Below are 11,976 nucleotides of genomic sequence, written 5' to 3'. Positions count from 1 at the left end.
GCACCAAAACGGGGAGACGTCAAAAAAGTGTGATCATGTTAACAATGCAAACAGCAGTGGTAAACAAGCCCGCACACAATCACCGGATTATTTCTGACCCCGTTCGTAACGGTATCATCGGAAAGCAATAAAAATGACTTTTTTCAATGAGTTAAAATCAATTGTTGGCTGAATGAAAATAATTTTCAGCCCCCGTTTTTGAGCTTGGCCCCGCTTTTGCGGGCTGCGCCATGAAAGCCCCTGCAAAGGGTGGTAAGATCGTTTTCCTCTCAAAAGATGAAACAACTGATTGATATGGCAGCCCGAACCCTGAGAATTGCCACTCGAAAGAGCCCACTGGCCCTGTGGCAGGCCAATTTTGTGAAAGATCGGCTGGAGGCACTCCATCCGGATCTGCAGGTCGAACTGGTGCCCATGAGCACCCAGGGTGACAAGATCCTCGACACCCCCCTCGCCAAGGTCGGCGGCAAGGGGTTGTTCGTCAAGGAACTGGAGACTGCCATGCTGGAAGGGCGTGCCGACATCGCTGTCCACTCCATGAAAGACGTACCTGTGGAGTTCCCCGACGGACTCGGCCTGCACACCATCTGTGAGCGCGAAGACCCGCGCGATGCCTTTGTTTCCAACCATTTCAACCAGATAGACGAGCTGCCTCAAGGGGCCGTGGTCGGCACCTCCAGCCTGCGCCGTCAGTGCCAGCTGCGCGCTGCCCGCCCTGATCTCGTGATCCGCGACCTGCGGGGCAACGTCAACACCCGCCTCGCCAAGCTGGATGCCGGTGAATATGACGCCATCATCCTGGCCGCCGCCGGCCTGAAACGGCTGGAGATGGCCCATCGCATCGCCGCCTTCATCGAGCCCGAGCAGAGCCTGCCCGCCAACGGCCAGGGGGCGGTCGGCATCGAATGCCGCCTCGACGATCACGAGCTGCACGCCCTGCTGGCGCCGCTCGAACACCCCGAGACCCGCATCCGGGTGCTGACCGAGCGCGCCATGAACCGCGCCCTGCAAGGGGGCTGTCAGGTGCCTATCGGGGCCTATGCCCTGGTACAGGGAGAAGAGGTATGGCTGCGCGGCCTGGTGGGCAGCCCGGACGGTGCCCGCGTCATTCGCGACGAGATCCGCGGCCCCCTGGCAGAGGGCGAGGCACTGGGCCACACCCTGGCCCAGCGCCTGCTGGCCGCTGGCGCCGACGTCATCCTCGCCGAGGTCTACCGGGCATGAGTGCAGCACAGACCGGTTCGCGGTCATCTGCCCGGAGCGCCGCCTGATGATCCCCCTGGTGGTGCGCCCGGCCGCCCAGGCCAACCAGCTGGTGCAGATGCTGCGCCAGCTGGGTCATGCACCGCTCTGCTGTCCGTTGCTGGAAACCCGACCGGGATGCGACCTCCCTCACCTGGGTGACATGCTGCGAGAGGCGGACCTCGTTATCGCCGTCAGCATGCATGCCGTTCATTTTGCACATTATTTTCTGTTGCAAACTGGTCAGACCTGGCCACATATTGATTACTTTGCAGTCGGCCAGGCGAGTGCGGATGCCTTTGCCGAGGCGGGCATCCAGGCCCTGTGCCCGGCCGATCCCCGCAGCGAAGGGCTGCTGGCCCTGCCGGCACTGCAAGGGGTGAGTGGCCGCCGGGTGCTGATCCTGCGCGGCAACGACGGGCGGGATCTCATCGCCCGGACGCTGGCCTCACGGGGCGCACTGGTGCACTATTGTGCCACCTACGAGCGCCACTACCCCGATCTTGACGGGGACGCATTGACCCGCCACTGGCAGGCAGCCGGGCTCGACAGCCTGCTCATCACCAGTGGCGAATTGTTGCAGCGGTTGCTGGCCCTGGTGCCCGGCCCGCAGCACCCCTGGCTTTATGACCGCCTGCTGGTGGTACCCAGTCCCCGGGTGGCCGAGATGGCAGAAGGGGCTGGTTTTACCCGTATCGTGATTGCCCAAGGTGCATCCAACCAGGCTCTGGTGGCCGCCCTGGAACTGAGGAAGATGGAATGACTGAACAGCAAGAAGTCCAGCCGAGTGCCGCGGCCACCGTGGCCGACAACAACAAGCCCGCTCCCGGAACGACAGGGAGCAAGAAGGGCAGCTCTGGCACCGTGCTTGGCGGCATCGCCATCCTGCTGGCCCTGGGGCTGGCCGGTGGTCTCTATGTGCACGGACACCAGAACGCCGTTGCCCAGCAGGCCGAACTGGTAGCCCTCAAGCAGCAACTGGCCGACGCCATGACCAGAATTGATCAGGGCAGCAGCAAGGATGCCGAACAGATCGGTGCCCTCGGCAAGAGCCAGCAGCAGTTGCAGGAGGCGCTGGACGCCTTGCAGACCAAGGTGCTGGATCTGGACGACAAGCGCCCCAATGACTGGATGCTGGCCGAATCCGAATACCTGGTGCGCATGGCGGGCCGCAAGCTGTGGCTCGAACACGACATCGTCTCCGCCATCACATTGCTCGGCAACGCCGACGAGCGCATCAAGGCGCTCAACGACCCCAGCCTGATGCCCATTCGCAAGGCGCTGGCGGAAGACATCGCCAAGCTCAAGGGGATGCCGCGGGTCGATCGCGAGGGGTTGACCCTGAAGCTGGCCGCCCTCTCGGACCAGATCGAGCTGCTGCCCCTCTCCACCGTCAGCATGCCGGAAGCCAAGAGCGAGCCCGACCAGACCGTCAGCACCAACCCGGACGAGTGGCAGAGCAACCTGAAGAAGAACTGGGTCAAGTTCACCGAAAACTTCATCACCATCCGTCGCCGCGATGGCGCCGTGGAAGCCCTGCTCTCCCCGCAGCAGGAGATCTTCCTGCGAGAGAACCTCAAGACCAAGCTGCTGCAGGCCCAGCTCGCCGTCTATCGCGAACAGCAGTCCCTCTATGTCGACAGCCTGGAGAAGGCCCAGCGCTGGCTGACCCAGTATTTCGATGCCGACAACAGCGCCACCCAGTACATGCAGTCCGAGCTCGACAAGCTCAAAGGCGAGCAGATCCAGTTTGACTACCCGGATCAGTTCAAGACCCAGACCATGCTGGAACAGGTGCTGACCGAACGCCTGCAACGCATCCTGGCCGGCAACTGAGGAAGAGACCATGATTCGTCTGATCGTCATAGTCGCCGTGATGGTGGCGGGCCTCATCTTCGGTCCCGAAGCCTCCGGCAACAAGGGTTATGTGCTCATCTCGCTGGGCAACTACACGGTGGAATCCTCGGTCACCAGCGCGGTGATCCTGGCGGTGCTGTTCTACGGCGCCCTGCTCATCGTGGAATGGGTGCTGGCCCGCCTGTTCGGCCTGCGCCGCAAGACCCAGGGCTGGTTCGGCTCCCGCCGCCGCCGCAAGGCCAACCTGCAAACCGTCAATGCCACCCTGGCCATGGCAGAGGGGCACTACAACCAGGCCGAGAAGCTCCTCATCAAGGGCGCCGACAACAGCGACACCCCGCTACTCAACTACCTGAGCGCCGCCCGGGTGGCCCAGGCCCGGGGCGATGACGTGCGCCGGGATCACTACCTGCAGAAAGCTCAGGAAGAGAACCCCAAGGCAGAGCTGGCACTGACCCTGATCCAGACCCAGTTGCAGATTGAGCAGGGCCAGTACGACAGCGCCCTCGGTCGCCTCGAGTCCATCTATGCCCTCAACCCGCGCCACCCCATGGTGCTGGATCAGCTGCGTCAGGTGTATCTGGCCCGTGAAGACTGGGCGGCCCTCATCGATCTCACCCCTGCCCTGCGCAAGGTGGGCAAGCTGACCGCCCAGCAGGAAGAGACCCTGCTGCACCAGGCGTGGTGCGGTCGTCTGGAGGCCGCCAGCGGCTCCCTCGACACCCTGCGCACGGTCTGGCAGGGACTGCCCCGCAAACAGCGCCAGGATCCCGTGTTGCTGGCCAGTTACGGGGATCGCCTGCGCCGATTGGGGGCCGATGCCGAAGCCGCCGATCTCTGGCTGGAGGCCCTGCGCAAGGATCCCTCCCCCGAGCTGTTCGCCCGCCTGCCCAAGCTCAAACTGGACGACTACCAGCCCATGCTGACCCTGCTCAGAAAGATCCAGGATCAGCCTGGCGCCGAAGCCGCGCTGGCCCGGGTCTGCCTGCTGGCCGGCCAACTGGACGACGCCCAGCGCCTGCTGGAGCAGGAAGTGGCGAAGGCGCCGGATGCCGCCCTCTACCACGCCCTCGGCCAGGTGATGGACAAGCGCCGGCTGACCAACAAGGCCAACGAGTACTACCGCCAGGCATTGCAGCTGGCCGACGTCTGATCGGCGCATCTGCCTGAATATGGTTTGCATCTTCTCCTCCGAATAGATGGAGATCTCGATGGGACAGGGCGTAAACGAACACAACACAATTACTCTGATTTTTAAACTGGCCCTGGTCGAGCAGATTGAAGAAGGCAAGCTCACCTATAAACAGACGCAGACGCGTTATGACACTCAGGGCCGCTCTACCTGAGCTAGGTGACGGACACCTGCTCACGCAAAATAGTGGCAACTAAGAGATGAATGCCGAGTCGATGGTGATCGAGAAAACACTGAAGCAACAACGTGACCACGGAGAGCTTATTCATCATTCGGACCACCAGGTGCAGTATTGTTCGGGGTTGTATCAGTCATTGCATAAACAACACGGGGTCAAATGCTTGATGACAGATACTCATAACTGTCACCAAAATGCACTGAGATCTTGAAAAGAGAGTCACTGCTGCAAAGCCTGCAGAGGCTGGCGCAGGCGGGGAAAAGTGCGAAAGGCAGTGGATACTTATAACCTGGAGCAACCGCATCAGGCATTGAAATACAGAACCCCTGATGTGACGCATCGGGGGTTCTGAGTGCTAAAAGCTAGCTGAAAATGTGTAGACCTATCTCAGGACTAGACACCATATTCCAGATCGGACGGAGGGGATCAGTGCCCCGCCAGTTTCATCTGCTCGACCAGTACGGAGCCGGTCTTGAGGCTGGAACGCTCATCCTCATCACTGCCCACCGCCACGATATGGCTGAACATGTCGGCTAGATTGCCTGCAATGGTGATCTCCTCCACAGGATAGAGGATCTCGCCATTTTCAACCCAGAAACCGGCTGCGCCGCGGGAGTAATCACCATTGACGATGTTGACCCCCTGCCCCATCAGCTCGGTCACCAGCAGCCCGGTACCCATCTCTTTGAGCATGCCCTGGAAGTCCTGGCCGGTATTGGAAACCTGCCAGTTATGGATACCCCCGGCATGGCCCGTGGTGGTCAGGCCCAGTTTGCGGGCGGAGTAGGAGGTGAGCAGCCAGCTCATCAGCTCGCCGTTGCGGATGATGTCCATGTCGCGGGTGCGAACCCCTTCCCCGTCGAACGGGGTGCTGGCAAGTCCTCCCGGCAAGTGGGGGAACTCCTGGATGGTGAGCCACTCGGGCAGGATCTGCTTGCCCAGTTTGTCCAGCAGGAAGCTCGACTTGCGATAGAGGTTCCCCCCACTGATGGCCATCACCAGATGGCCCCACAGACCGGCAGCGGTATCGGGGTGGAACAGCACAGGGGCATGGCGGGTGCTGATCTTGCGAGCCCCCAGGCGGGAAACAGTGCGCTCCACCGCCTCGTCAGCGATGCGCTGGGGACTCCACAGCCCGTTCAGGGAGCGGCTGGAGGAGTAACCGTAGTCGCGCTGCATGTCGCCATCCTGCTCGCCGATCAGTACGCAGCTCAGGGAGTTGCGCGATGCAGCATAGCCTTTTACGAAGCCGTGGCTGTTGCCATAGACCTTGACGCCCAGGTGGCTGGAGAAACTGGCTCCGTCAGAGTGCTTGATGCGGGCATCCCGCCCCAGGGCCAGCCGCTCGCACTCGATGGCCAGCGCGATGCCACGCTGGGGATCCAGCTCGATTTGGTGGCACAGTTGCAGGTCCGGGGCATCCCAGGCCAGCAGATCCGCATCCGCAAGACCGGCGCAGTCATCGGGAGAGGTGTGGCGGGCGATCTCCATGGCCGCTTCCACGGCGGCGCGAATGGCCGGCTTGGTCAGATCCGTGGTGGAGGAGGACCCCTTGCAACCGTCGCGATAGACGGCGATGCCGAGTGCGCCATCCTTGTTGAATTCGATGCTTTCCAGCTCGCAGCCCCGGGTGTTCACCGAGAGGCCGGTCTGTTTGCTGATGGAGACTTCGGCAAGCCCGGCGCCCAGCCCTTTCGCTATCTCAAGGGCCTCGGCGACCACGGCCTCGAGATGGGATTGATCCTGGCGGATTTGATCTTGCTGGTCCATAACTCACATCTGTATGAAGGGAAGGAAAGGGGCTAAGCATATCAGACCCCTGCGCCCAGCGGGAGAAGCTGGTAACATATCCGCCAAACGTGAATGACAGGAATACAGAGACCGATGAGTCAATATCAAGACGACAACGAGTGGGAAGACTGGGGCCCCAGCAAGAGCCAGCTCAAGCGTGATGCCGAGGCATTGCAGAAGATGGGGGAAGAGATCGTCTCCCTGAGTCACAGCGAGCTGGAGAAGATCCCCCTGGATGAAGAGCTTGCCGAAGCGGTCGAGCTGGGCCGCAAGCTCAAGCCGAAGAAGGATGAGTCCTTCCGCCGCCATCTCCAGTTCATCGGCCGTCTGATGCGTAGCCGCGATGTCGCCCCCATCGAAGAGGCCCTCTCCATCATCAAGATGCGTCACTCCACCGTGAACGCCCGCCTGCACCGCCTCGAACAGTGGCGTGAGCGGCTGATCACCGAAGGCGACAGCGCCCTCAACGAGCTGATGTCCCAGTTCCACGAGCTGGATCGCCAGAAGCTGCGTCAGCTGATCCGCACCGCCAACAAGGAGCGGGAGCTGAACAAGCCGCCGGTAGCCTATCGCGAGATGTACCAGTACCTGCGCGGTGAAATTGAAGATCTGTTGTAAGTGATGACTCACGTCCACCTCATGGCGGCGTGCAGTACACAATCAAACGGGGCCGAAATGGCCCCGTTTTTTCATGCGATGTCCGCTCAGCTGCCCGCCATGCACTGGGTGTGAGTAGCGGGTTGCAGATAGGGGACCAGCAGGGGGGCCATCCCCTTGAGCACCTGTACAGGCAGCGCCGACGTGAAGCGGAACTTGTCGGACTGGCTGCCGGGTACATAGGCCGTCAGCGTGCCGAAGTGATCATCCCCGATGTAGAAGACGAACGTCGCAGTTCGGTTGCGAGCCAGTGAACTGGTCACATTGCCGTAGCGACCGACCGTCTCGATCCGGTTGTCCCCGGTCCCCGTCTTGCCCCCCAGGGCCAGGACAGTACCATCCTGCAAGGCGAAGGCCCCGGCGATGCGCCGCGCCGTCCCCCCTTCCACCACCTTGGAGAGTGCATTGCGCAAGGCGTTGGCCACCTCGGCAGGCATCACCCGTTCCCCCTGGGTGTTCGCCGGCTCAAAGACGGTGGCGAAGGGGGTCCCCTTGGCAAAGGAGAGGTGCTCGATGCGCAGGGTCGGCGCACGAATGCCGCCGTTCTGGATGATCCCCATCAGCTCGGCCAACGCAGCAGGACGATCGCCCGAGCTGCCCAGTGCGGTCGCCAGGGACGGAACCAGGTGATCGAACGGGTAGCCCAGGCGAGCCCAGCGCTGATGGATGTCGAGGAAGGCCTCAACCTCCAGCATGGTGCGGATCCGACTATCCCGGGCACTGCGATGACGGGTCTTGAACAGCCAGCTGTAGACCTCCTGACGCTCGTCACGGCTGGCGGTTACCGCATCGGTAAAGGTGGCCTTGTCAAACTCCTTGAGATAGGCAAGCAACCACAGCTCAAGTGGATGCACCCGTGCGATATAACCTTGATCCGGCAGAGAATATTTGCCAGGGCCGTAATTGGTATAGAGCTGCTCTATGCGCTTCTCGGTCAATTTCTCCCGCGGCAGGCGCTTGGCCAGGAAAGCGGCAAAGTCGGCCTGGGAGGCTTCCGGCATCAGATAGCGATGCACGGCGGCGAGACGCACCGCGCTGGGTTTGAGACCATCGAGGAAGGTATCGAGCTGCTCTTCTGCACTCTTGCCACGATATTTGCGCCAGAACCTCAGCAGATAGGTCTGGCCCTCCTTGTCGGCAAACTTGGCTAGGTACTCGGTACGGCGAGGATCCCTGTCATCTTTCAGCAACTGAGCACGATTGCCCTCCTTGTAGAGGCTGTAGCGGACGATGTCCCGCATCAGGCGCACGAAGGGGAGGTTGATGGATTCCCGCAGTGCATCGCGAATGGGCGGGATGCGGCCGTTGTCCTCCTTGCGGAAGTTGTTGAAGGTGTGCATGCCACCGCCGGTAAAGAAGCCTTCATAGGGGCTCGCGGAATACTTGCGGTCCAGCGCGGCCTCCAGCATCACCGGCAGGCTTCTGTCCTTGGCACTCATCAGATAGGCGATGGCCCAGCGGCTGATGTTGTCCTGATCGGACACTTCGATCTTTCGCAGGCTCTCCACCGGCATGTTGCCGTAGCTGTCATGCAACTCGGTGACAATCTCGAGATAGGTGGTCAGCACCCGCAACTTGGCGGTGGACCCCAGTTCAAGCTTGCTGCCTTCGTTGATGTCGAACGGCTGGTCCGTGTTGTCGGTCTGCACTCTGACCTTGACCCCTTCCGGCGTCTTCTCGAACAGGGTAAAGCTGTACTTCACATCCCCCGTCTTCTCCGGCGAGAGCAGTCGCTCACCAAACAGGCCCACCTGGGCTGCGAATGCAGGGTCTGCCAGTTGCTGCAGATACCGTGACACCTCGTTCTGCAGCGGCATATTGAGGGTGGTGTTGGCCGTCAGATCCATGCGGTCCAGATCATAAAGCTGCACTCCGAGCTGACGACTGAGACGAGTGCGAGCCACCTGCAGCCCCTTGTTGTTGTTGACTCGAGTGATGGCAGGTGCCTGCAGGAAATCGCGGAAGACCAGCTTGGCCTTGAGAGCCGACTCCATCAGGGGGGGCGTGATCATTCCCTCCTGCACGAAGAGTCGCAGATAGCTGTCTGTCAGGGTAGACAGTGCTTCTCTACCCTGCGCTAGGTAATAGGAAGGACGGCGGTGGGCGATCATCAGGGAGACAACCTGGCGCAAGGCAAGGCCCTGCTCGGCCAGGGTAGAATCCTGGTTGCGAGCGGGATCCAGCAGTCGATTCACCTCATCGACATTGGCGCCAAACCAGACCCAGAGGCCATCACCGAGACCGTGCACCTCGCCATAACCGGGCGCCGCAGAGAGCGGGACCGAGTTGAGGTAGGCCCAGGCAACCAGCTTGCGGGCCTCCAGGGTCTCGGGCCCCAGCCGATAGGCACGAACGCTGGCCGAGACCATCTGGCGGATCTTCTCGGTCGGCGAAACGGTCAGTCCATCGGGAGAATGACGATACTTCTCCACCTGGGTCGCCAGGGTGCTGCCGCCTGCGGATTGATCCTGCATATCCAGCGCCTTGCCCACCTGAGACAGCGCCGCCTTGGCAAAGCGCGGCCAGTCTACGGCCGGGTTGGCCAGCGGTTCCTTGTTGCTCAGGAGTTCACGGTTCTCGATAAACAGCAGAGACTGGATGACCAGGGGCGGTATGGCATTGAAATCCGGATAGTAATGAGTCGGATACTTGTACTGGTAGAAAGGCTCGGCACGGCAGTCATAGAGTGTCAATCCTGCCTGGACCTTCTCGGTATAAGGCACGAAGAAACCGTGGCTGGCGTAGTTGTAGAGCGCATCGGAAAAACGGACCTGTTCGCTCACCTGGTAGCCACGCTGAACGAGACGTTCCTGGATCATAGGCATCAGCACATAACCGAGTCGCTTGTCGAACGGGCCGTCGTCGGGAAAGGCAATTTGCTTGCTGGGGCCGGGTTCGATCTGATAGGTCAGGGTGGCCGCATAGCGTGAGATCTCCTGTGACTGCAGCCGGGAGGTCTTCATTTCATAACCCACCAGGGCGACCACGGCAGCCAGGCAAAGCAAGAAGATAAAACAGAACAACCAGCGCCACCAGGGTCGGCGTTTACGCTGCTGTTGCCCGTCCGTATTAGGTACGGATGAATCCTGAGATGCCACTTTATTTGAATCCGTCTGTTTTGATGCGCCCATATCAGCCCCACCATGGTTGCGCAATTTATTGTCTTTCAATCAAGCTTAGTCGTTTCAAGTCAAGGGCTTGAAATCTATTGACCGCTTTGCAGCGATGTTAACAGGGCGATTGTGAAAATGGGAGCCGATTGTTGCAACGCGGCAAGAGATCCGAGCTGCGGCATGAAAATGAAACACCGGCCAGAGGCCGGTGTTGACGAGAGCGGGGCGGTATTATTTGCTGGTGCTCATACTCTTCAGCTTGGTACTCAGCTCCTTGCGCTCCTTGGAAAGCTCGGCATTTTTAATGATATGGTCATCTACGCGCTCTTCATAATCGGTACGCATGTTGGCGATGATGGCCTGAACCTCGTCAATGCTCATACCGGGCTTGATATAGTCACTCAGGTTGTCGAGCAACAGTACCCGCTTCTGGTTGTCACGGATCTTTTTCTCGTTGTCCGCGATTTCACGCTTGAGCTTGTTCTGACGACGGGACATACGCACATATTCCAGCACATCGTTGAAGGTTGACTTGTTTACTTGTTCCATATAGGTACCACTGAGTGAAGGTGAATAAAAACAGGCGGAGAGTCCCATACCAGAAAAAGAAACCGAAACCATGGCACGGGCAAACCCGGAATGCCCCTTACTCTACCGAGTTATGATTCAGATACAACCCCAATCGCAGCGCGGGCGGCGGGTTTAGACAGAACGGATCCGACTGGGTTATTACGCGAAAAATGATGAAAACGGAGAGAGCCAACATGTGGGTTCAATGCGGACAGAGCAGCCGCAACTTTTTCCGGTACAGGCAACAAGTGAACGACGAACAGCACCATAGTGCCCGTTTGCCCTCCAGTGAGTGCTGAATTTCAGGCAATAAAAAACCCCGCTCGAGTGAGCGGGGTTTCTTGTATTGAGTGCCTGGCAGTGTCCTACTCTCGCATGGCGAATGCCACACTACCATCGGCGCTACAGCGTTTCACTTCTGAGTTCGGCATGGGGTCAGGTGGTTCCACTGCGCTATTGCCGCCAGGCAAAATCTTCAATCTGAAAAAGCTGATGTAAGTAATTCGTTCATTCGCTACAAGGCCAGAAACACTTCTTGGGTGTTGTATGGTTAAGCCTCACGGGTAATTAGTATGGGTTAGCTCAACGTATCGCTACGCTTACACACCCCACCTATCAACGTTGTGGTCTCCAACGGCCCTTTAGGACCCTCAAGGGGTCAGGGATGACTCATCTCAGGGCTCGCTTCCCGCTTAGATGCTTTCAGCGGTTATCGATTCCGAACTTAGCTACCGGGCAGTGCCACTGGCGTGACAACCCGAACACCAGAGGTTCGTTCACTCCGGTCCTCTCGTACTAGGAGCAACTCCCTTCAATCATCCAACGCCCACGGCAGATAGGGACCGAACTGTCTCACGACGTTCTGAACCCAGCTCGCGTACCACTTTAAATGGCGAACAGCCATACCCTTGGGACCGACTTCAGCCCCAGGATGTGATGAGCCGACATCGAGGTGCCAAACACCGCCGTCGATATGAACTCTTGGGCGGTATCAGCCTGTTATCCCCGGAGTACCTTTTATCCGTTGAGCGATGGCCCTTCCATTCAGAACCACCGGATCACTATGACCTACTTTCGTACCTGCTCGACCTGTCCGTCTCGCAGTTAAGCTGGCTTATGCCATTGCACTAACCTCCTGATGTCCGACCAGGATTAGCCAACCTTCGTGCTCCTCCGTTACTCTTTGGGAGGAGACCGCCCCAGTCAAACTACCCACCAGGCACTGTCCGCGAGCCCGATTCAGGGCCCTGCGTTAGAACATCAAACATACAAGGGTGGTATTTCAAGGACGGCTCCAGCGCAACTGGCGTCACGCCTTCAAAGCCTCCCACCTATCCTACACATGTAGGTTCAATGTTCAGTGCCAAGCTGTAGTA

Annotated in this window: 9 protein-coding genes, 2 rRNA genes and 1 pseudogene (1 of these 12 running past the window's edge); 7 read left to right on the top strand and 5 right to left on the bottom strand. The window is 59.6% G+C overall.

Going from position 1 to position 11,976, the window contains the following annotated elements:
* The first annotated feature begins 294 nt into the window (after positions 1-294).
* The 6 genes and pseudogenes from hemC to C2U47_RS23310 all read left to right on the top strand — a co-directional run.
* Positions 295-1,224 (top strand): hydroxymethylbilane synthase, encoded by a 930-nt coding sequence (gene hemC, locus C2U47_RS12400; RefSeq protein ID WP_041212362.1) that lies wholly within the window; start codon positions 295-297, stop codon positions 1,222-1,224.
* Positions 1,225-1,270: 46 nt separating this feature from the next.
* Positions 1,271-2,005, top strand: coding sequence for a uroporphyrinogen-III synthase (locus tag C2U47_RS12395; protein WP_103243829.1), 735 nt, complete (start codon positions 1,271-1,273; stop codon positions 2,003-2,005).
* Positions 2,002-3,078, top strand: a complete 1,077-nt coding sequence (locus tag C2U47_RS12390; protein WP_039039811.1) for a uroporphyrinogen-III C-methyltransferase — start codon at positions 2,002-2,004, stop codon at positions 3,076-3,078. Before C2U47_RS12395 ends, C2U47_RS12390 begins: the two co-directional genes overlap by 4 nt.
* 10 nt (positions 3,079-3,088) lie before the next feature.
* Positions 3,089-4,252: a heme biosynthesis HemY N-terminal domain-containing protein gene (locus C2U47_RS12385; RefSeq protein ID WP_043154057.1), complete on the top strand. Its 1,164-nt coding sequence runs from the start codon at positions 3,089-3,091 to the stop codon at positions 4,250-4,252.
* Between the two features lie 58 nt (positions 4,253-4,310).
* The gene (locus C2U47_RS23545) at positions 4,311-4,445 is read left to right on the top strand and encodes a hypothetical protein (protein ID WP_010672691.1); all 135 of its coding nucleotides are present in this window, start codon (positions 4,311-4,313) and stop codon (positions 4,443-4,445) included.
* A pseudogene (locus C2U47_RS23310) lies at positions 4,427-4,821 on the top strand (DDE-type integrase/transposase/recombinase); the annotation flags it as partial. The gene C2U47_RS23545 and the pseudogene C2U47_RS23310, both read left to right, overlap by 19 nt.
* A gap of 74 nt (positions 4,822-4,895) precedes the next feature.
* On the opposite strand, the gene pmbA reads toward C2U47_RS23310, so the two are convergent.
* Positions 4,896-6,239, bottom strand: a complete 1,344-nt coding sequence (pmbA, locus tag C2U47_RS12380) for a metalloprotease PmbA (protein WP_043154058.1) — start codon at positions 6,237-6,239, stop codon at positions 4,896-4,898.
* A gap of 114 nt (positions 6,240-6,353) precedes the next feature.
* Here pmbA and yjgA point away from each other — a divergent pair, with 114 nt between their 5' ends.
* On the top strand, positions 6,354-6,878 hold the full coding sequence (gene yjgA, locus C2U47_RS12375) for a ribosome biogenesis factor YjgA (protein ID WP_010672689.1): 525 nt from the start codon (positions 6,354-6,356) through the stop codon (positions 6,876-6,878).
* Between the two features lie 86 nt (positions 6,879-6,964).
* Here yjgA and C2U47_RS12370 read toward each other — a convergent pair whose 3' ends face one another.
* From C2U47_RS12370 to C2U47_RS12355, 4 genes are all read right to left on the bottom strand, one after another.
* Entirely contained in the window at positions 6,965-10,048 is a 3,084-nt protein-coding gene (locus tag C2U47_RS12370; RefSeq protein ID WP_043154059.1) for a transglycosylase domain-containing protein, read from the bottom strand.
* A gap of 213 nt (positions 10,049-10,261) precedes the next feature.
* Positions 10,262-10,579, bottom strand: a complete 318-nt coding sequence (gene tmaR, locus C2U47_RS12365; protein WP_010672687.1) for a PTS system regulator TmaR — start codon at positions 10,577-10,579, stop codon at positions 10,262-10,264.
* A gap of 373 nt (positions 10,580-10,952) precedes the next feature.
* A 5S ribosomal RNA gene (gene rrf / locus C2U47_RS12360) occupies positions 10,953-11,067 on the bottom strand.
* A gap of 79 nt (positions 11,068-11,146) precedes the next feature.
* Positions 11,147-11,976 (bottom strand): 23S ribosomal RNA (locus C2U47_RS12355) (it continues 2,059 nt past the right edge of the window).

Source organism: Aeromonas sp. ASNIH7 (genome assembly GCF_002903485.1).
GTDB lineage: Bacteria > Pseudomonadota > Gammaproteobacteria > Enterobacterales > Aeromonadaceae > Aeromonas > Aeromonas caviae.
The sequence above is the reverse complement of the archived record's forward strand: the minus strand, read 5'-3'. Positions and strand labels throughout refer to the sequence as shown.